This window comes from Priestia endophytica DSM 13796, from assembly GCF_900115845.1.
In the GTDB taxonomy this organism is placed as follows: domain Bacteria; phylum Bacillota; class Bacilli; order Bacillales; family Bacillaceae_H; genus Bacillus_I; species Bacillus_I endophytica.
Genome location: NZ_FOXX01000003.1, coordinates 288,474 through 314,081, shown reverse-complemented (window position 1 = coordinate 314,081; position 25,608 = coordinate 288,474). Strand labels below are relative to the sequence as shown.

The 25,608-nt window shown below is 36.1% G+C and carries 23 protein-coding genes, 1 pseudogene and 1 other annotated feature; of the genes and pseudogenes, 16 read left to right on the top strand and 8 right to left on the bottom strand.

What is annotated here, in order from left to right; translation table 11 throughout:
• Positions 1-94: 94 nt before the first annotated feature.
• Positions 95-520: pseudogene (locus tag BM012_RS08335) on the top strand (MSMEG_1061 family FMN-dependent PPOX-type flavoprotein); the annotation flags it as partial.
• A gap of 40 nt (positions 521-560) precedes the next feature.
• Here BM012_RS08335 and BM012_RS08330 read toward each other — a convergent pair.
• Positions 561-1,859: an MFS transporter gene (locus BM012_RS08330; RefSeq protein WP_061805076.1), complete on the bottom strand. Its 1,299-nt coding sequence runs from the start codon at positions 1,857-1,859 to the stop codon at positions 561-563.
• Positions 1,860-2,414: 555 nt separating this feature from the next.
• Between BM012_RS08330 and helD the strand changes: the two genes are divergently transcribed.
• Entirely contained in the window at positions 2,415-4,730 is a 2,316-nt protein-coding gene (gene helD / locus BM012_RS08325; RefSeq protein WP_061805077.1) for an RNA polymerase recycling motor HelD, read from the top strand.
• A gap of 55 nt (positions 4,731-4,785) precedes the next feature.
• Here the strand turns inward: helD and BM012_RS08320 are convergent, their stop codons facing one another.
• Positions 4,786-5,214, bottom strand: a complete 429-nt coding sequence (locus tag BM012_RS08320) for a cell wall hydrolase (protein WP_061805078.1) — start codon at positions 5,212-5,214, stop codon at positions 4,786-4,788.
• A gap of 322 nt (positions 5,215-5,536) precedes the next feature.
• Between BM012_RS08320 and cspD the strand changes: the two genes are divergently transcribed.
• Both cspD and BM012_RS08310 read left to right on the top strand, forming a co-directional pair.
• A complete protein-coding gene (gene cspD, locus BM012_RS08315; RefSeq protein ID WP_019395360.1) occupies positions 5,537-5,737 on the top strand; it encodes a cold-shock protein CspD in 201 nt (66 codons plus the stop codon).
• Positions 5,738-6,014: 277 nt separating this feature from the next.
• The gene (locus BM012_RS08310) at positions 6,015-6,386 is read left to right on the top strand and encodes a hypothetical protein (RefSeq protein ID WP_061805079.1); all 372 of its coding nucleotides are present in this window, start codon (positions 6,015-6,017) and stop codon (positions 6,384-6,386) included.
• A gap of 32 nt (positions 6,387-6,418) precedes the next feature.
• On the opposite strand, the gene BM012_RS08305 is transcribed toward BM012_RS08310, so the two are convergent.
• Positions 6,419-7,045 (bottom strand): YitT family protein, encoded by a 627-nt coding sequence (locus tag BM012_RS08305; RefSeq protein WP_061805229.1) that lies wholly within the window; start codon positions 7,043-7,045, stop codon positions 6,419-6,421.
• Between the two features lie 177 nt (positions 7,046-7,222).
• On the opposite strand from BM012_RS08305, the gene BM012_RS08300 reads away from it, so the two are divergent.
• Positions 7,223-7,663, top strand: a complete 441-nt coding sequence (locus tag BM012_RS08300; RefSeq protein ID WP_061805080.1) for an Lrp/AsnC family transcriptional regulator — start codon at positions 7,223-7,225, stop codon at positions 7,661-7,663.
• A 15-nt stretch (positions 7,664-7,678) separates the two neighbouring features.
• Here BM012_RS08300 and BM012_RS08295 read toward each other — a convergent pair whose 3' ends face one another.
• Entirely contained in the window at positions 7,679-9,256 is a 1,578-nt protein-coding gene (locus BM012_RS08295) for a hypothetical protein (protein WP_061805081.1), read from the bottom strand.
• Positions 9,257-9,432: 176 nt separating this feature from the next.
• On the opposite strand from BM012_RS08295, the gene BM012_RS26765 reads away from it, so the two are divergent.
• The 3 genes from BM012_RS26765 (at position 9,433) to BM012_RS08285 (ending at position 11,372) form a co-directional block, all read left to right on the top strand.
• Positions 9,433-9,582, top strand: coding sequence for a hypothetical protein (locus tag BM012_RS26765; RefSeq protein ID WP_235606175.1), 150 nt, complete (start codon positions 9,433-9,435; stop codon positions 9,580-9,582).
• 11 nt (positions 9,583-9,593) lie between these two features.
• Positions 9,594-9,737, top strand: coding sequence for a hypothetical protein (locus BM012_RS26760; protein ID WP_235606176.1), 144 nt, complete (start codon positions 9,594-9,596; stop codon positions 9,735-9,737).
• Between the two features lie 195 nt (positions 9,738-9,932).
• Positions 9,933-11,372, top strand: coding sequence for an aldehyde dehydrogenase family protein (locus tag BM012_RS08285; protein ID WP_061805082.1), 1,440 nt, complete (start codon positions 9,933-9,935; stop codon positions 11,370-11,372).
• 73 nt (positions 11,373-11,445) lie between these two features.
• On the opposite strand, the gene BM012_RS08280 is transcribed toward BM012_RS08285, so the two are convergent.
• Positions 11,446-12,741 carry a hypothetical protein gene (locus BM012_RS08280; RefSeq protein ID WP_139210315.1) on the bottom strand — a complete coding sequence of 432 codons (1,296 nt, stop codon included), beginning with the start codon at positions 12,739-12,741 and terminating at the stop codon, positions 11,446-11,448.
• Positions 12,742-13,011: 270 nt separating this feature from the next.
• Here BM012_RS08280 and BM012_RS08275 point away from each other — a divergent pair, with 270 nt between their 5' ends.
• From BM012_RS08275 to BM012_RS08255, 5 genes are all read left to right on the top strand, one after another.
• Complete coding sequence (locus BM012_RS08275) at positions 13,012-14,415, top strand: M20/M25/M40 family metallo-hydrolase (RefSeq protein ID WP_061805084.1); 1,404 nt, start codon at positions 13,012-13,014, stop codon at positions 14,413-14,415.
• Complete coding sequence (locus BM012_RS08270; RefSeq protein ID WP_061805085.1) at positions 14,415-15,656, top strand: MFS transporter; 1,242 nt, start codon at positions 14,415-14,417, stop codon at positions 15,654-15,656. Before BM012_RS08275 ends, BM012_RS08270 begins: the two co-directional genes overlap by 1 nt.
• Positions 15,657-15,733: 77 nt before the next feature.
• Positions 15,734-16,846, top strand: a complete 1,113-nt coding sequence (menC, locus tag BM012_RS08265; protein ID WP_061805086.1) for an o-succinylbenzoate synthase — start codon at positions 15,734-15,736, stop codon at positions 16,844-16,846.
• Between the two features lie 85 nt (positions 16,847-16,931).
• Positions 16,932-18,206: a D-serine ammonia-lyase gene (locus tag BM012_RS08260; RefSeq protein ID WP_235606179.1), complete on the top strand. Its 1,275-nt coding sequence runs from the start codon at positions 16,932-16,934 to the stop codon at positions 18,204-18,206.
• A gap of 170 nt (positions 18,207-18,376) precedes the next feature.
• A complete protein-coding gene (locus BM012_RS08255; protein WP_061805087.1) occupies positions 18,377-19,549 on the top strand; it encodes an iron-containing alcohol dehydrogenase in 1,173 nt (390 codons plus the stop codon).
• A gap of 45 nt (positions 19,550-19,594) precedes the next feature.
• Here BM012_RS08255 and BM012_RS08250 read toward each other — a convergent pair whose 3' ends face one another.
• On the bottom strand, positions 19,595-20,791 hold the full coding sequence (locus BM012_RS08250; protein WP_061805088.1) for a macrolide family glycosyltransferase: 1,197 nt from the start codon (positions 20,789-20,791) through the stop codon (positions 19,595-19,597).
• Positions 20,792-21,132: 341 nt separating this feature from the next.
• Between BM012_RS08250 and BM012_RS08245 the strand changes: the two genes are divergently transcribed.
• Positions 21,133-21,915: a hypothetical protein gene (locus BM012_RS08245; RefSeq protein WP_061805089.1), complete on the top strand. Its 783-nt coding sequence runs from the start codon at positions 21,133-21,135 to the stop codon at positions 21,913-21,915.
• A gap of 244 nt (positions 21,916-22,159) precedes the next feature.
• On the opposite strand, the gene BM012_RS08240 is transcribed toward BM012_RS08245, so the two are convergent.
• A complete protein-coding gene (locus BM012_RS08240; RefSeq protein ID WP_061805090.1) occupies positions 22,160-22,672 on the bottom strand; it encodes a hypothetical protein in 513 nt (170 codons plus the stop codon).
• 457 nt (positions 22,673-23,129) lie between these two features.
• Positions 23,130-23,361: a binding site (T-box leader), on the top strand.
• A 43-nt stretch (positions 23,362-23,404) separates the two neighbouring features.
• Here BM012_RS08240 and thrS point away from each other — a divergent pair.
• Positions 23,405-24,601, top strand: coding sequence for a threonine--tRNA ligase (gene thrS / locus BM012_RS08235; protein ID WP_061805091.1), 1,197 nt, complete (start codon positions 23,405-23,407; stop codon positions 24,599-24,601).
• A 20-nt stretch (positions 24,602-24,621) separates the two neighbouring features.
• Here thrS and BM012_RS08230 read toward each other — a convergent pair whose 3' ends face one another.
• Positions 24,622-25,062: a DMT family transporter gene (locus tag BM012_RS08230; protein ID WP_040057914.1), complete on the bottom strand. Its 441-nt coding sequence runs from the start codon at positions 25,060-25,062 to the stop codon at positions 24,622-24,624.
• A 127-nt stretch (positions 25,063-25,189) separates the two neighbouring features.
• On the opposite strand from BM012_RS08230, the gene BM012_RS08225 reads away from it, so the two are divergent.
• A complete protein-coding gene (locus BM012_RS08225) occupies positions 25,190-25,483 on the top strand; it encodes a hypothetical protein (protein ID WP_061805092.1) in 294 nt (97 codons plus the stop codon).
• Positions 25,484-25,608: the final 125 nt, after the last annotated feature.

Here is a 25,608-nt window from a genome sequence, read left to right as displayed (position 1 = left end):
CCGTATACATGGAGACGTGTACGTACGGTTCTGGGGGGGATGCATGGGAACCTACCATAGAAATATGGCAAGGCACTGGGTATCTACGCTACCACCTGGATTTGTTTCTGTTTTGGATAACAATCATTTATTAATTCCTGAACGAAGAGGAAATAAACGAATGGATTCGCTCCGCAACATTTTAAAAAACCCTTACGTTGGCCTCCTTTTTCTCATCCCAGGAATGGGAGAAACGCTACGTGTAAATGGAAAAGCAACTTTAGTAAAAGATGAAGAATTACTTAAACAACTAGAAGTGGAAGGAAAAGTCCCGCTTATCGGTATTTTAGTTGAAGTTGAAGAATGTTTTATTCATTGTGCGAAAGCCTTTAAGAGGTCTTCTCTTTGGGAACCTGAACATTGGCCTAAAAAATATCCATCAGCAGCTAAAATGTTAGCACATCATGTTAAGCTTCCTAATGCAACAGAAGAAAGTATTCAAAAAAGCCTTCAAGAAGGCTATGAAAAGCGACTGTATTAGCAAAAAAGCTTTGAGCGATTGTGCTCAAAGCTTTTTATGTTCATTCTTTTTCGATGTAGGAGTTTTTAGAGGATTCACCCATTCGCCAGTAAACAAGAAAACTAATAGCGATACATCCTGCAACATAAAAGAAGAAAAGGGATTCAACTCCAACATTTTTTAATCCAAGTGCAATGAATTCTGCTGTTCCACCAAAGATGGCAACTGTGACTCCGTACGGGAAGCCAACTCCTAATGCACGGATTTCTGTTGGGAAAAGTTCCGCTTTTACAATGGCATTAATGGACGTGTAGCCTGTGACCATTATCAGTCCTCCCATCATAAGTAGAAAAGCTATAATAGGACTGTTTGTCTTTTGGAGAAGAAAGAAAAGCGGTACTGTTAAAATCGTTCCTGCGATTCCAAAAAACATAAGAAGAGGGCGACGTCCGATTTTATCAGAGAGTGCTCCCGCGAGTGGTTGTAAAATCATGAAAACGAGAAGAGCAACAAAGTTAATAATACTAACAACATCTTTTTCTAATCCTGTTGTGTTGATCATGAATTTTTGTAAGTATGTTGTATACGTATAAAAAGCAACCGTCCCACCAAGCGTTAGTCCAACAACCGTTAAGACTGCTTTAGGATGTTTCATTAGTTGTTTTAACGTTCCTGCTTCTTTAGGATGTTTTGATTTCTCTTTTGTTTTAGTGAACTGTTCAGATTCATCCATTGTTCGGCGGAGCCAAAGAACACTCAGTGCACCAATAGCACCGATAACGAACGGAATTCTCCATCCAAAAGCGAGCATATCGCTTTCAGAAAGCGTATTTTGAAGAATAATTTGTACGCCAAGTGCTGTCATTTGCCCACCAACAAGAGTTACATACTGAAAACTTGAATAGAAGCCGCGGCGTCCGCTGCTTGCCATCTCAGAGAGATATGTGGCAGATGTTCCATACTCTCCTCCAAGTGAAAGCCCTTGAAGAAGACGAGCCAATACTAAAATAATAGGAGAAAATATTCCAATACTTTCATAACTCGGTGTACAGGCGATAATCAAAGACCCACTTGCCATAATCGTAATGGAAAGCGTTAATGCAGCTCGTCTCCCATACTTGTCTGCATAGCGTCCAAAAATTAAACTTCCAAGCGGACGCATAAGGAACCCAACAGCAAAAATGGCTGCTGTATTTAAGAGTTGAATTGTCGAACTACCTTGAGGGAAAAATTGAGAAGAAAAATAAATAGCAAAAGCTGAATAAACATACCAGTCATACCATTCAATTAAGTTCCCGACAGATCCTTTAAAAATATTGCTTGTGATACGTTTTGTTGACAGATTTTCGGATGGATTCATTGCTACGCTCCTTTCTAAAATGATAATAACGATTTTTTAGAATTTTCGTTATTATTACACAACATTTTACCATTTAAGAGATTGTATCGGTACCTTTTTTTAAAAGTTGAGGAATTAAAAGGAGTTTAGGTCTTTTCTATGAGAGAAGAGTTAAAAAGAGAGGAAGACATTAGAAATACTTCAATATCAAGAGGATGCTAGCAGCGATAGCGGAAAATTTGGTTACAAGATGTTGGCTTCGAGTTTGAACAAGTAATCGAGTTTTTTTAACTTAAAGATGATAAAGTTTCTTTATTAGGGATTATGTTAGGCGAAAACAAGGAAACAATGCAAAGAATAAGAGGGGATAGGAAACTAATTCGCAAGTTTGTTATCTAGTAGGAGAAAATCAAAATGGCAGAACAGCGCTGTTCTGCCATTTGCTTATTGTTAATATAGTCTAAATAGGTTATCATAGATAAGGATACGTTTAAAATACATGAAAATAAACTTATCCAATATAATTATATAATAAGTTTATCTATATGTCAAACTTTTTAAGGGCGTGAGAACAAGATGGAAAAAAGTGAAGAACGTAAATTTGAAGAAAAGAGAATAGAGAAAGTAAAAAAGGAAATTGAACGTCAGCTTAATACGATTACTTCTTATTCAGGAGATTTAAAAACAGATGTTGTCCATTTGCGCAAAACGTTTTGGGATGATGTGACAGTAAACATTGAGAATGATGAAGATGCTGTTGAAACGTTAGCAAGCATAAAGCAACAGGCTGAAATGCTTTCAGAGCGGGAGCGCACTCACGGTCAGTTACATAAAAGATTTAAAACTCTGTCAAGATTAAAAGATGCTCCGTATTTTGGTCGAATTGATTTTCGAGAAGATGGGGAGAAAGATAAAGATATTGTGTATCTTGGCATTTCCTCTTTAATGGATGAAAAGCAAGAAAACTTTCTTATTTATGATTGGAGAGCTCCTATTTCAAGTCTTTATTATGATTATTCACCAGGCTATGCTAAATATGAAACAGTCGAGGGAAGTATTGAAGGCTCTATGTTGTTGAAACGACAATTCATTACAAAAAACGGTAGAATTACAAGCATGTTTGATACAGGAGTAACAATAGGGGACGAATTATTGAAAGAAGTGCTTGGAAACAACGCTTCAACACATATGAAGACAATTGTAGCTACGATTCAAAAAGAACAGAATGCGCTCATTCGAAATGAAAAAAGCCGCTATTTAATTGTTCAAGGTGCAGCGGGAAGCGGGAAAACGTCAGCTGCCCTTCAACGTGTAGCTTATTTATTATATCGTCATCTTCATGATTTAACAGCTGAAAATCTTATGCTCTTTTCTCCAAATCCGCTTTTTAGCAGCTATGTTGGTACAGTACTTCCAGAGCTTGGAGAAGATAATGTTAAGCAAACCACATATCGGGAGTATATTGAAAAAGAGATTGGCGGTCGTTTTAAAATAGAAAATCCATTCAAACAGCTTGAATATGTTTTAACATATGAAGAAAATGATTTTTATGAAGCAAAGTTAGCAGGCATTCAATATAAAGCAACGCTTTCTTTTCAGAAGCTTATTGATTCTTACATTGACCATCTTAAAGAACAAGATATGATTTTTAAACATATTCGTTTTCGCGGTAGAATGCTCATTCATGCTGTTAAAATAAAAGCTTACTTTTATTCTCTTGATTCCTCAATATCTATTCCAAATCGAATTAACCTTGTTGTTCAGTGGCTTTTAACGGAGCTTTCGAAGAAAGAAAGAGAAGAAAGGGAAGAAGAATGGGCACTAGAGGAAAGTGAACTTTTAGAAACAGAAGATTACGTGAATGTCTACGATCAGCTTCAAAGGGAAGAGGCGTTCTCAGAGAATACGTTTAATGATTTTGAAAGAGAGCAAAAGAGACTTTCTCGAAAGATTGTTAAAAAGTATTTCAAACCGCTAAGAGCGGCAGTGAAAAAATTAAAATTTATTGATGATGTTGCTCTTTATAAGCAACTCTTCAAAGTGAATGGGCTTCCTGTTCCACATGACTGGGAGAAAATAAAAGCTTATACTTTAAAAAACTTGCGTAAAAAGCATCTTCCGTATGAAGATACAGCTCCATATATATATTTCCTCGGAAAGCTTCAAGGACAAAGACGAAACCTTCTTGTTCAACATTTGTTCATTGATGAAGCACAAGACTATTCGCCGTTTCAGCTTATGCTGTTTCAAGAGCTTTTTCCGCGATGCCAAATGACGATTTTAGGAGATAAGAATCAGGCGATTTATGCTCATGCGATGAATGGAGAAACATTGCTGTCACCGACTCTTTATAACAAGGAAGAAAGAGAAGAAATGACGCTTTTAAAAAGCTATAGATCAACAAGAGAAATTGTGGAGTTTACAAAGCCGTTAATCCAAGAAGGAGAGAAGATAGAACCTTTTAACAGAAGAGGACCAAAGCCTGTTGTTAGCGTAGTTGACGATTCTTTTCATCATAGAAGGATTGCTGATTATGTGAAGGGATTTATTGATAAGGGGCATACGACAATCGCGATTATTTGTAAAACAACTCGAGAAAGTCGCGAAGCTTATGAAAAATTAGAGAGTCTTTTTCATGTCCAGCTTATGGATGAGGAAACCTATTCTTTTCAAAAAGGAACGATTATCTTACCTGTTTATTTAGCAAAAGGAATCGAATTTGATGCTGTGATTGTTTATGACGCCTCTTCTCATAAGTACGAGAAAGAGTTTGAGAGAAATCTGTTTTATACTGCTTGTACAAGAGCAATGCATGAACTTTGTATTTGCTCAAGAGGCCCTGTTAGTTCATTTATTCAACAAGCAAATCAAGACACATACAGGGAAGAATAACAGTAAAGAAAACTAAAAAGCTCAAATACAGTATTTTGAGCTTTTTAGTTTTCTTTTAAAATGTATTATACACATTCTCACATGTTTCAGCTGTTGGTTGATAAAAGCAGTGAAGCTTAAAGCGAGCAACAAGCGGCTGATCGTACCATGTTGCAGGGCAATCTCCTTCAGGACGGAAATACCAAAGGCTATACCGAGCAGGCCATGCATATTCTCCGCCAATAACGCGACGAGCTAATCGTCTTTCTTTTTCACGTGCTCTTTGATAAAAATAGCCGTGTGTCACAGCTTCAAAAGCGTGTGGCTGATAAATCATTTGAGGGATTGTCCGGAGCCCTTTAAAATCAGAGCAGTTTGCACGAATTCGATTAATGCCGACATTTCCAACGAGAAGCATTCCTTGTTGTCCTTCACCTTCCGCTTCTGCTCTGAGCAAGCGGGCGAGAAGATCAATATGTGCATTTGTTGCTTTTACAACACCCATTTATTCACCTCCGTGATCTTGGTCATTCTATTTTATGTTTTTGAACGATTGTCTCATGAACTTTTAGGGAAACAGGCACAATTCTACATTTTTAAAAAAAGTTTGCGATATTTTTTGCTTTTTCTTGGGTAGCGTGTTATAGTTTATTTAAACCATTTTACTTTTAATAATATAGAGATTTAAATAAGCTGTAACTGAGGAGGGGATAGCAAGGTTAAATCTCCAGATTCTGTTGCAGCTTTTTTAATTGCCTATAATTATAAGTAGATGGTTATAATAGGATATTGTACATATAGGTACAGTTATTTAGGAGGATTTTTTCATGCAAAACGGTAAAGTAAAATGGTTTAACGCAGACAAAGGTTTTGGATTCATCGAAGTTGAAGGTGGAGACGATGTATTCGTACATTTCTCAGCTATCCAAGGCGAAGGTTTCAAAACTTTAGAAGAAGGTCAAGAAGTTACTTTCGACGTTGAAGAAGGCAACCGTGGACCTCAAGCTACTAACGTAGTTAAAGCATAATTTTATAAAATTATGGCTAAAAGCGAAGGAAATACGTTTCCTTCGCTTTTATTTATTATAGAGACCTTTTTATTTCGATTCTCCGATATGAAAAACAGTATAACCTTACCCGATAATACTTCTAATTTACTTCCTCAGAATAAAAGAACCCCTTGTAAAAGCTTTACCTTATTGATATAGTACGGTTTTTTTCTAAGAATTAAAAAGTAACTCTAGCGCATTGCAAGGTTTCAAGTTAAATGTAAGAGGGGAAATGCTGTAACAGAGGTGATAAGACATGTTAGAATTGCAAGATATAAAAAAATTAAGAGAAACCGTTCAAGAGAATTTTGCTTCACTATCTACAACATATCATGAAGATTATGCTGGCGTTCCTATGATTAAAGCGGAAGTTGAAGAAGGAAAAATTCGTGGTGGTTTTGATGTATTAACAAAAAATCGTGAGCTATACGCAACGAGAACAGGATGGGATCTTTTCGAATATGAAGGGAAAACACATTCCTATGAGTATTCAGGAGAACAAATCACCAAATCATCTCATGCTCCCTTAACAGATGAAGAACTTTTGAATTTATATGTGCAGCGCATTTTCAACGAGAAAGAGCTCAAGCAGTTTGAAGAAAGCTATCATAAATATTGCAGAAAATAAGAAAAACCGAGCCAAACTTTGTGCTCGGTTTTTTAAGCTTCTGCTTTATGTTGAAAAGGCGTTTTTATCGAAGATTGTATAGCTTGTTCTTTGCTGCTAGCTGCTATTTGACGTTTGAAATAGCCGATGATAAAAGAAGTCACAGCAATAGAAGCAACGGAACATAGTCCTTTGAAAATGCCGATGCTATACATGCTCAATAAAACAACAGCAAAATCAAGCAAAAAGTTCACTTTTCCTGGGTTTAGTTGAAATCGCTTTTGAAAATAAAGAGTTACAATATTAAATCCACCAAGAGAAGCTCCGTTTATAAAAAGAAAAGATAATCCGAGACCAATTACTGCTCCACCAATTACAGTCCCGAGGATGCTTGGAACTTCAAAATAAGGGAGAAAGGGATTAACAGCTGTTATTAAAGATAACAGTGTTACAGCACAAATCGTTGTAACTGTAAACTTCATGCCCATTTTGAAAAAGGAAAAAATATAAAAGGGAATGTTAATAAGAAAAAATAAAATAGTAAAAGGGGCGTCCGAAAGATACGCCAAGCTTAACGATAAACCTGCAGTTCCTCCTGTTACAACATGTGAATGATTTAAAATAATAACGCCTGTTCCTGTAAGAAGGCAAGCGAGTAAAATGCTAAAAATTCTTTTCATCATATCCTCCATTAATAAGTCTTCTTTATTTCTAAAAGAATAGTTTGATATGTCATAATTTAATGATATGATGACAGGGAGAAGAATTACATATCAAAAGGAAGGGAATAAAAGTATATACTTTCTCTTTTGAAATATATTTTGAATTTTTGTTTTTATTTTGAAGGAGTTGTTCGTATGGATGTAATTGATGTAAAGCTATTAGAACTTTTGCAGAGAAATAGCCGCATGACCGTTAGTGAACTTTCTAAAAGGTTAGCTCTTAGCAGACCGAGCGTTTCAGAGCGCCTTCATCGTTTACAACACAGCGGTATTATTGAAGAATTTAGTGCGCGCATTTCATTAAGCAAGGTTGGTTTAGATATTCAGCTCTTTATCCAAATTGGGGATTTAAAAAAGTCTCCAGCTGAGATTGAAAAGTTTATTGAAAAAGAGGAGGGAATTATTGAAGCACATCGCGTAACAGGTACATCAGGCTATATTCTAAAAGCCGCTGTTCCGGATATGGCAAAAATGAGGATGCTAATTGATCGACTTATGCCGTTTGGAGCGTTAACAACGTCTGTTATTCTAGCTTCTCCTGTACCTCATCGTCATGTGAAAATAGAAGCAGAATAAAAAAGCTAGCGCATTTTAAAAAAACGCGCTAGCTTTTTTATTTGATTGTGTAGTTTCTAGCTTATTTGCACTTGCTGTAAAAATAAAGGAAGCGAGTAAAGAAGTAATCATAGCAATAATAAACCCTGGTGTATGATTGGATAGAAATGGAGCAATAAAGGAAGGAACGTAAGCTGTACCATGTAAGTCATAAAGCCCAACAATCATCCCCCCAATTCCTGACGAAAGGAGTGCGCCGATAAAGACTAGTTTGCTTGCGAACATAAATGGATAAGCAGATTCGACAAACGTTCCAAACCCAATGTTGATAAGGAATGAGGGAGCTGCTGCTGCGGATTCCCCTCGTTTTTTAGGGAAGATAATATTCGCAAGATTAATACCAGCTGCAACCATAACGAGTCCGACCATATCGACAGATCTTAAAAAACTGTTTCCTGTTTTCTCCATTTCTAAAATAACAATAGGTAAAATAGCTGCATGATAGATACCAGCTAAAATAGCCGGCCAAATGAGCAATCCTGCTAAAGTTCCAGCTACGATTGGATTAAAATCAATCATACTTTCAATCGTGTTTCGAATGAGATTGCCGGCTTTGAGAGCAATAGGACCAAGGATAAAGTAGACGGCAAGACCAGGTAATAGTCCTCCTAATCCACCTGCAACAATATTAACAGTTGTGGTAGGAAAGCGCCATTTTGTACACAGTGAGAACAGAGCTGGCACAAGATAACCTGCACAAATTCCTGCAAGTAACCCACCTAAGATACCGCTATCTGTTGCCATCACCCCAGCCACAACACCTGCGACAATTGATATTTCATCTAAGTCAGCTATTTGTCGAGCTGCAATAACCGCAATTACAACAGGAAGAGCTGCAATTAATAAATCAAATATATCTTCAACTTTCTCAAGACCTGGAATTTTGCTTAATGCTAAAATAATAGCTAAAGAGATAAAAGCAGGAAGTGAAGAGGTCATAATGCTTCTAAAATTCATCTTTTTGCTTCTAGAAGATAAATCATTCTTATTTTGTTTTTCGTTTAGCACTGGTCGATATTTTACATCCCAGTGTTTAGAAAGTGACGTAACAAAGCCAATGGCTCTTGTCTTATTTGAAGTACCTGTTGTACCTGATTGTGAAATAATATGAGCTCCGAGCGATCCAAAGGCTGCCATTGATGTTCCTCCTGTTCCAACAAGAGGAATCTTTTTTTCAGCTGTCGCTTTAGCAGCAAATTTGTTTGCTCCTTTCGGATCAGCACTCATCGCGATAACACCATCAATATTTCCCTCATAAATGCTTTTGGCCACTTTTTGATCTATTTCTTTAGCCTTTTCATTGACAGCTTCTAAACTATCTTCTAAAACGAGCGTCAGCTGTTCTTTTTCTTGATTCCACTCGAGTAATCGTGCTTTTGTATTCTTTTTTAGGGCATCCATAGAAGCATCTGTTGCAATAAATTGAGCACCTTCAATTATAAAACCAGCTTCTTTTACTTGTGTATTTAATTCTCTCATCAATTGATCTGGACTGCTGCCACCTAGATGATATAAATTACCCCCACTGCTTGCCATTACAAAAATCTTTTTCATATTTGTTATCCAACCTTTACTATTTTATCACTCTAATAGTTTACTACGATAAAGTATGAAATGAAAGATATTTCTGAAAAATTTAACAGAAAAGAAAGTTAAAGCAGGGGAAACAAAAAGAAGAGAACAATCGTATAAAGATTTAAATGAAAACTGAAGGATAAGGAGGGTACTTTTTGATGATTAAGCTGTTTTTAGTGATTCTTATGAGTCTTTTTATCATTTATGTAGGGGTTAAAATTGGGAAAAGAGAAAAGGTTGATTTCATTGCAGGCTATAACATTATTTTCAAACCTCGAAATGAAAAAAGCTTGCAAAGAGGGTAGGAGCTCTTGTGATGTTGTTTGGTATCGAAACCATTATTTTTATTACTCTATCTTTATTACTTTCAAATTTGGGTGGTTTTTATGGAACTTTTGTGGTTCTTAATGGCTTATTCCTAGGCATTTTTATAATTATAGATCAAATGTCAAACTTCTAAAATAGGAGATGTTCTATTTTTTGCATCCTATCATTAGAAAAGATACTAGACTTAACATAAGAGCGCCTCGAACAGTTCTTTTTCAATTTTCTTGTTTTAAATGTATAGAGACGGGTAAACAAAGACTAGACAACATTATAACAGGATAACATTTAAAAATAGAAAAGAGTAAATTGAAAAGGGAGAGATGAACATATGTATACAAACTTAAAACATTTTATTAACGGTGAATGGGTAGAATCAACAGGTAACGAAACAGAAGATGTCATCAACCCAGCAACAGAGGAATCGATCGGTCAAATTAGCCTAGGAACAAAAGAGGATTTAGATAAAGCTGTTCAAGCGGCAAAAGCGGCTCTTCCAACGTTCTCAAGAACATCAAGAGAAGAACGAATTGAAATGCTTGAGAAGATTGCAAAAGGATACGAGAAACGTAAAGACGAGCTTGTACAAGTAATGACGGACGAGCTTGGCGCTCCGCTTAAATTTTCTGAGGAAGTTCACTACGAAATGGGTCTTGCGCATTTCAAGAAAACGGCGGAAGCTTTAAAAGACTATAAATTTGAAGAAGATTATGGAAATTACAAAATAATTAAAGAAACAATCGGTGTTAGCGGTCTTATTACACCATGGAATTTTCCAACAAACCAAACGTCTACAAAAATTGCGAGCGCCATCGCAGCAGGAAGTCCAATGGTATTAAAACCTGCTGAGCTTACACCATTTGCAGCGATGATCCTTGCTGAGATTATTGACGAAGCTGGGGTACCAAAAGGAGCGTTTAACCTTGTGAATGGTACAGGCAGCACAATCGGAGACGGCATTAGCTCACACCCTGATATTGACTTCGTATCCTTTACAGGTTCTGCAGGTGTTGGCGAAAAAATTATGCAAAATGCAGCAAAAACAATTAAAAAAGTAGCACTAGAACTTGGCGGTAAATCTCCATTAATCGTATTGGATGACGCTGACATTGAAGAAGCTGCCAAAATTGCCGTATCTCATATTTCATTGAACTCTGGACAAGTTTGTACAGCAGCAACTCGTATTATCATCCCAGAATCTATGAAGAAAGATTTTGAGGAAGCGATGAAAAAAGCTGTTCCGTCATTCCCAGTCGGAGATCCGTTAGACAAAAATGTTGTAACAGGTCCTCTTGTAGCTAAAAAGCAATGGGATCGTGTTCAATCTTATATTGAAAAAGGAATTGATGAAGGAGCAACGCTTCTTACAGGTGGTACAGGAAAACCTGATGGATTAGAAAAAGGTTATTATGTGAAACCAACAATCTTTACAGATGTGTCAAACGACATGGTCATTGCCCAAGAAGAAATTTTTGGACCTGTAACAACAGTGATTACGTACAAAGACCTTGATGAAGCATTAGAAATTGCGAATGATACTGTATATGGTCTAGCAGGCTATGTAGTTGGTGAAGATCAAGAAACTCTTGATTATGTGGCTAAAAACATTCGCGCAGGTCAAATTGTTGTAAATGATGCTGAACAAGATCGCAGTGCACCATTTGGAGGCTTTAAACAATCTGGTATTGGCCGAGAATGGGGAGCATTTGGGATTGAAGAATACCTTGAGCCAAAATCTGTATTTGGTGTTAAAGTACCTGCTAAAGCATAAGAATAGAAAAAGGAAGGAGATTTTCTCCTTCCTTTTTTTATGCAATGAAAATTAGAGGTTACGAGAAGCTTATTTAAAAATTTACTTTATAGATGGAGCGAGGTCTTCCTTTTTGGTAAGGTTGTTCTTCTCCTACAATTTGAGCTAAATGATGATCCAGAAGTTTTTTGAGCATTCGTTCGGCACTTCGTTTACTTAAATGTAAGTAATCAGAAAGGTCATTTGCCGAGAAATGATCAAAATTACGGAAATTTAGAAACTCTACAATTTTGCTTACGTTTGATACGCTTATCCCTGTTTTTTTAGAGATTGAAAGAATATCTTCATCCATGCTTCTTAAGGCATATTGTTGAGGTTGACTGTCTAAAGGGCCAATGACTACTTTTTTATCTGTCACAACATAAGCTTTTCCTTGTACTGAATTTCTTGAATGATAAAGAGCGATATTAGCATTTTCCTGTGCTTCCTTTGTTGTTAACCCAAATCCAAACCCAAAGCTGATTGAAACCTCTAGTCTTTTTTCCATTTCAGCAGCGATAGGAAGCTCACTATAACCATTTGTTATTTTCTCTATAGCGCCCCTTGTTGCATAAAGGATAAATTGATTCTCCTCTAACTGTAAAACGGATGCGTTAATCTTTTTCACAAATTCTTTTAATATTTGATAGGCTTTCATCGATGGGTTATGATGAAGCTCATTTTCAGCGTTATGAAAAGAACAGGAAGGATCTTCAATTGTAACAAGACCTACAACAATTTGTGCTTTCTTACTATTTCTAATTTTCCCTTGATCAATAGCGCGATCTAGAGCATCGGAAATGTTTTTTTGAGGTTTAATAATGTGCATACTTTTTACGCCGAGTTCGTTTAATTTTACATATACAGCTTCAACACTTGTGAGAACAAAGTCAACTTTACCTTGTTTCCAAAGGTTGTAATGAAAGGCTACAAGTGAGCCCAGGTTATAGTTTCCTTCATATTCTTTAACAAATAATGAGTCTTTACTTATATCTAGTTCATCAAACACGTTATATACATAATCTTGGTCTGATATATCAATAGAAATGCTCTTTGTTTCTTCTTGTAAAATATAACGAATATGATACAAGGATAAAATAATGCTATATTCATCTGATGGAATATAAACGGAGGGAAGACCGCTTTTTTGAATTTCCTGCTGAGACAAAAAGTAAGGAATGGGACCTGCGAAAAATAACACATGAGTGTTGTTCTTTACTTCTTTGACGAGAGCAGGGGCATCCTCAGGAGTTTTATATATGCATGGCACGAGTTCAACATCATCTTTTTTAGTCTTTAACACGTGTTTTATAAGTTGTTCAGAACCAATAACAGCAATACGTATCATCATTTTCCCCTTCTCAACGTTAGGATGTAATAATGTCATCATAAAGCAAACTATAAAATTTTGGAAGAAAAATAAAAACGTTTACTAATAAAATACTAAAAAATAATATTGTAAATATTCTGAAAATTATTTATAATACTTTTATCGGATTATTTAGCGACAATATAGCGTCAATTTAACGGTCTTGTATTTATAACATCAAAGGTCGTTAGTTCCGATCTATTAAAGTTTGAGTGAAAACCTTACATTGAATGAAAAAAGGGGAGATGGATGATGACCTTAAGAAACGTTTCAGCAATGATTGAAGAGAGAAAAGAAGACTATTTAAATCAATTGTTTACTTTACTTCGCCAAAAAAGTATAAGTGCTCAAAATACAGGAATAAGGGAGTGTGCAGTTTTACTTAAAGGAATGATGAATGAATTTGGCATTAATGCACGTCTTATCGAAACAGATGGTCATCCTGTTGTATATGGGGAGCTGATGAACAGTAAAAATGATTTTACTCTCTTAATTTATGGACATTATGATGTCCAGCCTCCAGATCCGCTTGATGAATGGGTTTCTCCTCCATTTGAGCCGACAGTTAGAAACGGGAAGATTTATTGTCGCGGTGCAGGAGATAATAAAGGACAACTAATGGCACATGTACTAGCTGTTAAAACATATTTAGATGCTGTAGGGGAATTGCCGATTAATATTAAATTTGTTTTTGAGGGAGAGGAAGAGAATGGAAGCGTCAATCTTCCTTCATTTGTAGAAGAGAATAAAAAGCTTTTAAAAGCAGATCTTGTCTATAGTTCCGATGGCTCTTCTCACGAAAGTAATGCACCACTTATGTTGCTTGGTGTGAGAGGAATGCTTTATCTAGAACTTACAGCTAAAGGAGGAGAGTGGGATAATCATTCAGGTAACAAAGGGAATATTGTGCCAAATCCAGTATGGAAACTTTTTGATTTGTTATCAACAATGAGAGATTCTTCTGGACGAGTATTAATTGAAGGATTCTACGATAATATTTTGCCTCTATCTTCAAAAGAGACAGAGCTACTAAAATCTATTCCTTATGATCAAGAGGAAATAGGGGAAAAAATCGGTTATCCGGGTTTGAAAATGGATGGAGAGACGTACTATCGAAAATTAACAATGGAACCAACTTTTAATATATGCGGGATTCATAGTGGGCATACAGGAGAGGGAGCTAAAACGATCATTCCTTCTAAAGCGACACTAAAGATGGACATTCGTCTTGTTGTTGATCAAAGTCCTGATGATATCTATAAGAAATTTTGTACTCATGTAAAAAAATATGCTCCAGATATTAATGTTAAGAGAGTTGGCTCTTTCAAACCTTCTCGAACGTCAGCAGAATTGAAATGTGTTGAAGTTGTAACAGAAGCATTGCGAGAGGCTTATAACGAAGAGCCTATTATACAGCCAAGTCTTGGAGGGAGCTTGCCAGACCATGTATGGACAGAATTATTGCAATTGCCATCTATCCTTGTTCCATATGCAAATTTCGATCAAGGAAATCATTCGCCAAATGAAAATATTGAAATTGATTATTTTCTTAATGGGATAAAATGTACGTGTCACGTCATTCAGAAGCTAGGAGAATATGAAAAAGATCTTAAGAAGGAAGGCGCAATCTCAATAGATAAAGGGGGAATGTTTTAATGCATAACTCACCCGCCAAATCGTCCGGCAAATACTCGGTTTTAGCTTTTTTATTTCTTGGTTGGTGTATTTCTTATATTGATCGAGCTGCAATTAACATCGGGATTGCCGCCATTGGCAGTGAGTTTAATTTGAGTACAACAGTGCTTGGGGTAGTATTAAGCAGTTTTTTTGTTGGTTATGCAATTATGCAGCTACCAGGTGGATGGCTCGCTGATAAGTTTGGTTCAAAAAAGATTATTATCAGTGCTATTTTAATTTGGTCTGTTTTTACAATATTCACTGGACTCTCTTGGTCATTAGCTTCACTAGTTGTGATACGTTTCTTATTTGGAATTGGTGAAGGAGCTTATCCATCTGCTAGCTTAAAGGGAATCGCAGAAACGTTCCCTAAAAAAGAGAGACCTAGAATGGCTTCTATTTTGATGTCCTCTAACTATGTTGGAAGTGCTTTTGCTCCCCTTATTATTGCTCCTATGATTTTATGGTTAGGATGGAGAGAAACATTTTTCATTATTGGAGCAGCAGGGATTGTTTTTGTCCTATTTTATTGGCTTTTCATAAAGTCCCCTGTACAGAAAGAAGAAAAACAAAGTAAAAAAACAGAAGAGAAAACGTCTTTAAAACAACTATTAAAAATGCCGCTTATGTGGCAACTCGTTATCGCTTGGTTTGGATTAAGCATGGTCAATAAGGGTCTTGATTCTTGGATGCCAACGTATTTGATGAATGTACGTAATTTAGATCTGAAAGCCATTGGGATTTTAACTCCGCTTCCTTTTGTTGCAGCAGGAATTGCTATGACAATTGGCGGATGGATTATGGACAAATATTTTAGCGGCAAGGAAAAATATTTGTTGATTTCTAGCGCATCTTTAACAGCTATCTTTCTATACCTCATGTATAATGCTTCTTCTGTTGCAATGGTTATCACCTTTCAAGCTCTTGTTTATTTCTTCAAATCTTTCGTTTTTGCAACAGTTACAGCTCTCCCTCAGAAAATGTTTTCAAAAGATATTATTGGTTCAGCAAGTGGAATGATCAATCTTGGCGGTCAATCTGCTGGATTTGTCTCACCACTTATGATTGGAATTTTAATTAGCGCATTTAATGGCTCATATGACGCAGCTTTTTGGTTTCTTATTGCGTCAGCAGGACTCTCCATTATCTCAGGTTTAACAATTCAAAGAGTGCGAAAGTCAACCGAGATAGACGATGCTCCGACGCCTACTGTTTCGTAATAGTAAATTTCTTTTGCGATACGAGAAACGTTTATTTTTAATAGCAGATAGAGGATATGAACATTAGGAGGACAAAGATGAAAATTGAAAAAGTAGTCTTGCGAAAAATGAAAATGAGATTGAAAAAGCCGTTTAAGGTTAGCTTTGCGGTTATAAAAGAAAGAGATTTCATTGTGGCAGAAGTTTATTCTAGAAACTATGTAGGATATGGTGACTGTTCAGCTCTTCCTTTTCCTTTTTATAATGAAGAAACAAATCAAACTGCTTGGCATATTCTTAAAGACTATCTGATTCCTCTTCTTTTTGAAAAGCGAACGATTGATCATCCGGAGGAAATGAATAAACTATTCTCTCATATCCGGCGAAATCAGATGGCAAAATCAGCCTTAGATTGTGCCGTATGGGATTTGTATGCTAAAGAAAATAATATGCCATTATGGAAAGCTCTAGGTGGGGAGCGTTCGCAAGTTGAAACAGGAGTCAGTATTGGAATACAACCAACTACAAATGACCTCTTGCGCGTTATAGAAGGTCACTTAGAAGAAGGGTACCGCCGTGTGAAAGTTAAAATTAAGCCAGGTCAAGATTTGTCCTATTTAGAAGAGGTTCGTAAACAATTTGGAAACATTATGTTAATGGCAGATGCGAATTCTGCCTATACCTTAAAGGATATAGAGCTACTAAAACAGCTAGATGATTTAAACTTATTAATGATTGAACAACCTTTAGCACATGATGATATTGTGGACCATGCAAAACTACAAAAGGAAATGAAAACAAGAATTTGCTTAGACGAAAGTATTCATTCTGTAGAGGATGCAAAAAAAGCTATTGAGTTAGGAAGTACAAAGACTATTAATATCAAAGTAGCACGTGTAGGAGGACTAACAGAAACCAAAAAAATTCACGACTTGTGTGCTGATCATAACATTCCTGTATGGTGTGGAGGAATGCTAGATACAGGTATTAGTCGCGCTCATAATATTGCTGTCGCAACTCTACCAAATTTTAAGTTTCCAGGTGACATTCCTGCCTCAAACCGTTACTGGGAAAAAGACTTTGTCTCTCCTGAAGTTGTGATTAATCAAAATAGTATGATTGAAGTGCCAAAAGGGGAGGGAATAGGATTTCAACCAGTTTCATCTTTGTATGAGGAATTCACTTATAAAAAGAAAGAGTTTGTACGATAATGGTTTCATAGTAGAAAGGAGTGAGCAAGATGTCATTAACAAATATAGCCGAGACTTGGAAAAAAATCTCCTTGTACAACAAATTATGGATTATAAAGAAGTATTATGGCTCAATAGCGACTATTTTATTAATGATGAAGCAACAATGAATCTATCTTTAAGTGAAAAGGATATTCTAGAAGCTGAACAGCGGCTCAAACGTTTTGCTCCATACATTGCAAAAGTGTTTCCAGAAACAGAAGAGAAGGATGGAATGATTGAATCTCCCTTAACGAATATAGTTTCTATGAAAGCAGAACTAGAAAGCCGATATAACGTGTCTATACATGGCCAGATGTTTTTAAAGGAAGATAATAAACTTCCCATATCAGGTTCAGTAAAAGCGAGAGGCGGTATTTATGAAGTTTTAAAACTAGCAGAAGATTTGGCAATGAAAAATAATATGATTCACCATGATGATGACTATACGAGATTTTCTCACTATCAATTTAAATCTTTCTTTTCCAATTATTCTATTGTCTGTGGATCAACAGGGAATTTAGGATTAAGTATAGGAATTATGGGATCTGTATTAGGATTTAATGTGATTATCCATATGTCTAAAGACGCCAAACAGTGGAAAAAAGATTTATTAAGAAGTAAAGGTGCGAAAGTGGTAGAACATAGTGATGATTATAGTAAAGCAGTAGAAGTAGGGAGAAAACAGGCTCTTCAAGATGAGAAAAGCTATTTTGTTGATGATGAAAATTCAAGAAACCTATTTTTAGGGTATGCTGTTGCCGCCTTACGATTGAAAGAGCAGTTAAAGGAAAAAAATATAACAGTTAATGAAGAAAATCCGCTTTTTGTTTATTTACCTTGTGGAGTAGGAGGCGCTCCTGGAGGTATTACATTCGGTTTGAAGACTGTATTTGGACAGGGTGTTCATTGTTTCTTTGTTGAGCCTACTCATTCTCCATGTATGTTACTTGGTCTTATGACGAAGCAGCATAGTGGTATATGTGTACAAGACTTTGGATTAGATAACCAAACAGAGGCAGATGGTCTTGCAGTTGGTAGGCCTTCTCGTTTTATTGGAGAATTTTTAGAACATCTAATTTGTGGTGTGTATACAATATCAGATAATGAGTTGTTTTCTTTGTTGCATCTCTTAAAAGATAAAGAAGCGATTAAAGTAGAACCATCTGCAGCAGCTGGAATGGCTGGTCCGGTCGTTTTACATAGGAATAAGGGAAACCATCTTGTTACCGGTCAGTTAGAAAAAGCAACCCATATTGCGTGGAGTACAGGAGGTAGCATGGTACCAGAAGATATTTGGGACTCTTACTATGAAAAAGGCAAAATCATAACCCATAAATAGTTTTACCTGAGAAGGCTATCATAAATAGCCTTCTTATTTTTTAGTTATGTAAATTTTGTGAAGATGTAAACAATCTCCTTGAATTCTTGCATTAGAATGTTTATAATAGCACACCTGTGCACAAGTTATAACAGTGCTTGCAAATTTATAAAATGGAGAAGATTATACATATGGAAAATTTCACGTATCATAACCCGACAAAATTGATTTTCGGAAAAAATCAGCTTAACGTTTTATCAGAGGAACTAAAAAACTACGGAAAAAATATTTTGCTTGTTTACGGAGGCGGCAGTATTAAGCGAAATGGCTTATATGACAAAGTGATTAGCCTTCTAAATGACGCGGAAGCTAGCATATTTGAACTTGCTGGAGTAGAACCAAACCCACGTTTATCAACGGTAAGAAAAGGAATTGAAATTTGCCAAAATGAGAAAATTGATTTCCTGCTTGCTGTTGGGGGAGGAAGCGTAATTGACTGCACCAAAGCGATTGCAGCAGGAGCTTCATATGATGGTGACGTATGGGATATTATCAATAAAAAAGTAACAGCTACAAAAGCATTGCCATTTGGCACTGTGCTAACTTTAGCAGCAACAGGTTCTGAGATGAATCCAGACTCTGTTATCACAAACTGGGAAACAAATGAAAAATACGTATGGGGTAGCGAAGTAACGCATCCGAAGTTTTCTATTTTAGACCCTGTTAACACGTTCTCTGTTCCTCGTGATCAAACAGTGTATGGCATGGTAGATATGATGAGTCATGTTTTTGAGCAATATTTCCACAATGTCAAAAATACAAAGCTACAAGACCGTATGTGCTATTCTGTACTGCAAACGGTTATTGAAACAGCTCCAAAATTGCTTGAAGATCTTGAAAGCTATGAGCATCGCGAAACGATTTTATATTCAGGCACAATTGCTTTAAACGGTACGCTTCAAATGGGGTACTTCGGAGATTGGGCTTCTCATACAATTGAGCATGCGGTATCTGCTGTATATGATATTCCACATGCAGGTGGACTTGCCATTCTCTTCCCGAACTGGATGAGACATACGATTGATCAAGACGTAGACCGTATGAAACGTCTTATGACAAATATGTTTGAAATAGAATCAGAAGGAAAAACAGATAAAGAAATTGTACTAGAAGGAATTGATAAGCTAAGTGCATTTTGGTCAAGTCTAGGAGCTCCGTCTCGATTAGCAGACTACAATATTGGCGATGACCGACTAGAAGAAATTGCAGAAATTGCAGCTCGTGAAATGGAACACGGTGGATTTGGAAACTTTAAAAAGCTGACGAAGGAAGACGTACTTTCTATTCTTCACGCATCATTATAATAAAAAAACCTCCAGCTTAACAATTGGAGGTTTTTATTGCATATTTTAGGATGAAACAGAAAGTTTTCCTTCCATATAACCAATAATTCTTTCTGCTTCTCTAACAGGTCCTGGGGCTTTTTCAAAACTGCGCTTGATAGCCTCAATTCCTTTTTTATACTTTTCATCTTTTAATACTTCTTCGACAGCATTTCTTAAAATAGCCGAAGTGACCGTCTCTTTTTCGATTCGATATCCTGCCTCAAGATCAACAAGGCGCTGTGCGACCATTGGCTGATCTTTGTCAAAAGGCATTACAACAAGCGGTACTCCGAAATGAATGCCTTCGTTAACACTATTCATTCCTCCGTGTGTAATAAAAACATCTGCTTTTTTCAAAACATCAAGTTGAGGAACATAGCTGAAAATAAGAAAGTTTTCAGGAGCTTCTTTTAGTTTTGAAAAGTCTGTTCTTTCACCAGCTGCGATGACCACTTTGCCATCGAAATCTGCAAAAGCTTCAATGCACTTGTTGAAGAATCCTTCGATATCATCTAATACAGTGCCCATTGAGATATAGATCACTTTTTCATTTTCAAGCTTCCAAAGTGGAAAAGAATGTTCTACATTTCGGTTAGGGAAGCTTGGTCCGATAAAGTGACATGTACTGTCAAACAGTTCTCTCGTAGGTTGGAAAAATTCACTTGTATACACAACTGTTAGTTCTCCCTGATTGTTCATCAGCTGAAGAAGGCTTTTTAGTTTGACGCCATATTCACTCTCAAATTTATCAATATTGCTTTGAACTTCCTCGCTAGGGAGAAAGTTAGCGGCGTTATTTGGATGAAGAGGGATGGCCTCTAAACGATTTTCAGGCATTAAGAAGGATGCAGAAGATACAACTCCAGGAATGTTCAAATAATCACGTACAAGTTCGCCAGCACCAAATTTATCATAAAAAACAAAGTCAAATTGAATGTTTTGTTTTAAAGTACTAACAATTTCAAGAACATGAAGGCATGTTTTAACTTGAATATTTAAAAATGCGTTAAGACCTTCAGGTGTAAAAGGTTTAATCGAGACACCTGTTACTAAATCAGGATGCGTATGTACAGAAGCGCCGACTCCTTCAAGACGAGTTCTAAAGCGTTCGGTTGTAACATAATGGACGTTATCTCCTCGCTTTTTGAAAGCTTCTACGATACCAAGGGTAGGATTTACGTGTCCTTCAGCAGGAAAATTCACCATTAAAATATTTGCCATTATATTCACTCCGTTTCTTTGTTCTCTTTTATCGTAACGAACTCTGTTTACTTTTACAACTGAAAAGGATATAAATAACGCTCTTATAATACATTGTCAATGAAAAAATATTTACAAAAAAGGATAGTCTAGCCTAAAATTCTTTGTTGAAATGGATTTCACTATGTTAAAATTTAAGTATTAACTAAAAGCTATTTTTTAATAAAGATGTAGATTGATATAGATTTCTGTCCTAATAAAAAACGGAAATCCATTTTATTTTATTCCAAAGTGATGAGCTAAATTAAAAAACTAGTATCGGAACATATTCAACGCTCATAAATTTTGGGAGGTCGTTTTTAATGTTAGATTACATCAGCTCTGTGGCCTACTTTGGATCGATTGCTGTAACGATGATGTTCATCCAAATTCTTCCGTTGGTTTCTCTTGTTATAGCCCTTACCCAACTCTTTTTTAAAGTCCGAGTTAAAACATCATTCTTGACTGTTTTAACAGCTATCTTTATTAAGGTTGGCCATGATAGAGGAGTATTAGAGAAAGGGCAAATAGAGATAGGAAGACTCATAGATCATATTTACGCTCCTTCTTTGTTAGGGTATACGCTCCTACTCTCTTATATATACTTATTTTTTTGGTTCATTTACTCGCTTGTATGGTGGCTAAGAAAATACATAGAAAATCGTTTTAAAGAGGGAAATGACAGGAAAGATAAAGATCAAGCAAAAGTTAATAGGAAAAGAAAAGTGCTCGTTTTTTTCTGTATCCTCGCCTTTCTTCCGTTTATTCTTTTCACAGGCTATTATTCCCATCAATATTATTTACAAAAAACTCTGATTGTAGAAAGTCATTCTCCAAGGAATATAAATAAAATAGAAGTTTTTGAGACGGGAAAGCCAACATTTATTGGTCCCTCAACGATAGAGGCTAGGGGTCATTCCTTTGTTTATATAAAACGTCCTGTTTTTAACGATGGAGATGCGCTTTCCTCACGTAATGTACTTGTCATATGGCAGGGTGATTATCGAGCGACGATTATTCTCCAAGGCAAAGGGCAGGAAGATGAAAAAATACAATTTATGATTTCTCCTAAGACGGGGGAAGAGACATTTAAAGTGTTGCGTTAACAAAATCTCGTCTATTTTGTAAAAAAGAACTCCACCTTCAAAGGAAGGGGAGTTCTTTCTCATAGAAGGAGATAAAACGAAAAGGAACGGTCATCGACCACAATTGCAAAAGTTGGTTATTTGTAAAAGGTAAAAGTGTGATTGGTCAATAGTCATTGGTTTTGCTAAATCCATCACATGAACCAAACTTATTTTGGGAGGTTTCTCCTTCTATGCCTTGAAGGGAGTCTCACCGCTTCAAGGTTTAAAAATATTTATCGCGATCAAATGGAAGATAAACAGCGTAATTTTTAGCATTAATGCTATTTGATAAACGATTAGCTCTTTTTTCTGCTTCCAAAGCTTTTAGGCGATATTCCTCTGGATCAAACATTGCGAGCTTAACAATTTGTACTCCATCTCCATAGTATTGGTATTCTTCAATAGAAGATGAAGCATATGTTTTATATTTACGTGCTTTGGCTCTAAGTTGAGTAGCGAGCTCAATCGCTTCTACAATTGTAAGTGGAGTTTCATCAAACATAACTTCATTTTGTACATTTGCCTCATACATAAGGCGATCAAGCAAACGTAAATCTCTTCTTACTTCTTCTACATCATTTTCAACATGTTCTAGCGTACGAGATTGTTTAGGTGGTTTTTGATCTTTTTCAATTTCTACAAAAGCGACACGATCCATTTCTTCCTCTAGTTCATGAATACGTGAAGATAGAACGCTTTTTAATTTTACAGCTTCAGCTAATGAAATAGTTGCCATCTTATATTCTCCATTTCTTTCTCATTTTTTATGAATATATAGTTTGTTTTTTTTATTTTTTAGCTTGCTTTTTGAAGAGAACAACATAAAATATACTAGGAAAAAGAACAGCAGAAAATAGGGGAACAGAAATTTTTCAAGAAGAGAAGACGATAAAGAAATAAGAAGTCATAATTACGCCTTCTAAAAAAATATATAATAGCGTTTCTTAGCATTTTAGACATATTGTACCATAAAATCCTTTTTTGAGGAGTGGAACATTTGAATATTTTTTCCTAGATGGTGATAGCGTCTTATCATTACAAAAGGAGTTTCATATACTAACTAGTGAGTAAGATAAGAAAGGAAAGTTGTAATGAAACTCATTTCTTTATAAAAAAGATGTGATTGATTCTAAAAAAACTTGACTTTTTAAAAAGATGTTCGCTATAATCACTACAACATAACGTCGAATAATGATTTAGCGATGAAAAGGACATGAATTGTTTTTACCTTTCTTTTTCAGAGAAAAGGGCCTTTGGCTGAGAGCCTTTAAGAGAGAAAAACAATTTACCACCTTTGAGCTTTTGCGGGGAAATAAATAGTTAGAGTATCTGCAAACGGAATAAACCGTTATCAAATCTTTGAGCATAAAGCTGTTTTTGCTTTATGGAACTTAGGGTGGAACCACGACCGCACTCGTCCCTTGTATTGGGATGAGTGCGGTCTTTTTATTTTTAAGGAGGAATAGAGATGGAACAACAAGCAAAGGAAAGAAAAAGTCACCAAAAGCTAGGAAAGGAGCTTGATCTTTTTACAACAATGGAAGAAGCACCAGGGATGCCTTTCTTTTTACCAAATGGGGTGATTGTACGTAATGAGCTTGAAAATTATTGGAAAAAAGAGCATTACAAAGCAGGTTATCAAGAAATTAAAACACCAATTATGATGAAACAAGAAATGTGGGAAAAATCAGGACATTGGGACCACTACGGAGAAAATATGTATTTTACTTATATTGATGAGCAAAATTATGCAATTAAGCCAATGAGCTGTCCAGGAGCAGTGTTAACATTTAAACATAAAAGAAAAAGTTATCGTGAACTACCGCTTCGCTATGCAGAACTTGGGCTTGTGCATCGTCACGAGCTGTCAGGCTCGCTCAATGGTCTTTTACGTGTACGCTCTTTCACACAAGATGACGCACATATCTTTGTAGCAGAAGAGGGAATTCATCGTGAAGTAGCCGATATTTTAACTTTGATCCATCAGTTTTATACTCACTTTGGTTTTCAATACAAAGTTGAACTTTCAACAAGACCAGAAGATTTTATGGGCGAAATCGACATGTGGGAAAAAGCAGAAGAAACATTAGAGAGTGTGCTCAAAGAAAAAGGTGTGTCATATAGCGTAAATGAAGGAGATGGAGCTTTTTACGGCCCTAAAATTGATTTTCACATTTTAGATTCTTTAGGCCGAAGCTGGCAGTGTGGAACAGTTCAACTTGATTTTCAAATGCCTGAGAAATTTCAATGCACATATATTGGGGAAGATAACAAATCTTATCATCCTGTTATGATTCACAGAGCAATTTACGGTTCTATCGAACGCTTTATGGCCATTTTAATTGAACATTATAACGGTGCTTTTCCATTTTGGCTCGCTCCTGTTCAAGTGAAAATTTTACTTATTAATGATGCTCAACTTCAGTACGGAGAAAAGGTAAAAGAAAAGCTAGAAGAATTAGGATACAGAGTTGAAATAGATGACCGCACTGAAAAAATAGGTCTAAAGATTAGAGAAGGGGAGATGAAGAAAATTCCGTATATGTTTGTAATCGGAGAGAAAGAAAAGAATGATAATGCTGTCGCTGTGAGAAAACGTGGCAATGAAAATAGGGGAGTAATGAAAATAGAAGAAGCTATAAAGCTAATCCAAGAAGAACTCTAATCTAGTAGAGTTCTTCCTTCCTAAAACTTTTGAATAATAATAACCCCTAAAGCAACGAGCCCTACACCCGCTAACCGAGGAAGGCTTAACTGATGAGTATGAACACCAAGAAGTCCATAATGATCAATCAGTACAGAAGCAATCATCTGCCCGCCTAAAATGTAAGCGACAGTAGCAGTTGCTCCAATCCGTGGAATAAGAATAACGGTCGCTACAACGTAAAAAGCGCCAAGAAGTCCTCCTGTCCATACCCACCATGGTGCATGTAGCCATTCTTTTTTGGCTTGCAGTCCTTTTCCACTTATGGAAATGATGAGCAGAGCTAGAGCCCCGACAATAAAAGAAATCGTTGAAGCAACAACAGGGGACCCAACGACATGACGAAGTTGAGCATTGATGCTAAACTGTGTTGGTAAAGCCATCCCAGCAATAAGAGCAAATAAAATTAAGATAAGAGCCAAAACGTTTCATCTCCTTTTCACGTCCTCTTTATCGTACAGCATTTTTGCACTGAAAAATAGAGGGGGTTTGCTTAATTAGGAAAGGAGCGAACATTTATGGTAAATTTGTAAGAGGAGGTTTTGGCTGATGCGTAAAAAAATGTATATAAGAGCTATTATTGAACTTGCTCTTTGTCTTATCGTTGGATGGCTACTAACAACAACTATGTTGAAAAACATATATGAAAGTGAAGGGATTTCTTATGGAGGTCATGAGGGAGTTGTGTGGCTTGGCGTTTCTTTGCTTTTATTTTGTCTTTATACGGCAGTTCGGCAAATATTTCAAAAGCGGAATACACTCATCAAGTCTGCTATGTTTTGGATTGTAGTTGTGTTCTCTCTCTATATCATTGTGGCACCTTTTATAAAAGGTCATATGTAAAAAATAAAATCTATAAAAATAAAACACCAGCGCGAATTTTTGTGCTATACTTAAGCATACCATTTGCTTTACACATTACTATTTTTGCTTTAACGAACCCTATTCATAGTGAATAGGGTTTTTTA

What these genes read in the sequence shown, in the direction of transcription:
- BM012_RS08330 (WP_061805076.1), bottom strand. Translation starts at nt 1,859, where the DNA reads ATGAATCCATCCGAAAATCTGTCAACAAAACGTATCACAAGCAATATT.
- helD (WP_061805077.1), top strand. Translation starts at nt 2,415, where the DNA reads ATGGAAAAAAGTGAAGAACGTAAATTTGAAGAAAAGAGAATAGAGAAA.
- BM012_RS08320 (WP_061805078.1), bottom strand. Translation starts at nt 5,214, where the DNA reads ATGGGTGTTGTAAAAGCAACAAATGCACATATTGATCTTCTCGCCCGC.
- cspD (WP_019395360.1), top strand. Translation starts at nt 5,537, where the DNA reads ATGCAAAACGGTAAAGTAAAATGGTTTAACGCAGACAAAGGTTTTGGA.
- BM012_RS08310 (WP_061805079.1), top strand. Translation starts at nt 6,015, where the DNA reads ATGTTAGAATTGCAAGATATAAAAAAATTAAGAGAAACCGTTCAAGAG.
- BM012_RS08305 (WP_061805229.1), bottom strand. Translation starts at nt 7,045, where the DNA reads ATGAAAAGAATTTTTAGCATTTTACTCGCTTGCCTTCTTACAGGAACA.
- BM012_RS08300 (WP_061805080.1), top strand. Translation starts at nt 7,223, where the DNA reads ATGGATGTAATTGATGTAAAGCTATTAGAACTTTTGCAGAGAAATAGC.
- BM012_RS08295 (WP_061805081.1), bottom strand. Translation starts at nt 9,256, where the DNA reads ATGAAAAAGATTTTTGTAATGGCAAGCAGTGGGGGTAATTTATATCAT.
- BM012_RS26760 (WP_235606176.1), top strand. Translation starts at nt 9,594, where the DNA reads ATGTTGTTTGGTATCGAAACCATTATTTTTATTACTCTATCTTTATTA.
- BM012_RS08285 (WP_061805082.1), top strand. Translation starts at nt 9,933, where the DNA reads ATGTATACAAACTTAAAACATTTTATTAACGGTGAATGGGTAGAATCA.
- BM012_RS08280 (WP_139210315.1), bottom strand. Translation starts at nt 12,741, where the DNA reads ATGATGATACGTATTGCTGTTATTGGTTCTGAACAACTTATAAAACAC.
- BM012_RS08275 (WP_061805084.1), top strand. Translation starts at nt 13,012, where the DNA reads ATGACCTTAAGAAACGTTTCAGCAATGATTGAAGAGAGAAAAGAAGAC.
- BM012_RS08270 (WP_061805085.1), top strand. Translation starts at nt 14,415, where the DNA reads ATGCATAACTCACCCGCCAAATCGTCCGGCAAATACTCGGTTTTAGCT.
- menC (WP_061805086.1), top strand. Translation starts at nt 15,734, where the DNA reads ATGAAAATTGAAAAAGTAGTCTTGCGAAAAATGAAAATGAGATTGAAA.
- BM012_RS08260 (WP_235606179.1), top strand. Translation starts at nt 16,932, where the DNA reads ATGGATTATAAAGAAGTATTATGGCTCAATAGCGACTATTTTATTAAT.
- BM012_RS08255 (WP_061805087.1), top strand. Translation starts at nt 18,377, where the DNA reads ATGGAAAATTTCACGTATCATAACCCGACAAAATTGATTTTCGGAAAA.
- BM012_RS08250 (WP_061805088.1), bottom strand. Translation starts at nt 20,791, where the DNA reads ATGGCAAATATTTTAATGGTGAATTTTCCTGCTGAAGGACACGTAAAT.
- BM012_RS08245 (WP_061805089.1), top strand. Translation starts at nt 21,133, where the DNA reads ATGTTAGATTACATCAGCTCTGTGGCCTACTTTGGATCGATTGCTGTA.
- BM012_RS08240 (WP_061805090.1), bottom strand. Translation starts at nt 22,672, where the DNA reads ATGGCAACTATTTCATTAGCTGAAGCTGTAAAATTAAAAAGCGTTCTA.
- thrS (WP_061805091.1), top strand. Translation starts at nt 23,405, where the DNA reads ATGGAACAACAAGCAAAGGAAAGAAAAAGTCACCAAAAGCTAGGAAAG.
- BM012_RS08225 (WP_061805092.1), top strand. Translation starts at nt 25,190, where the DNA reads ATGCGTAAAAAAATGTATATAAGAGCTATTATTGAACTTGCTCTTTGT.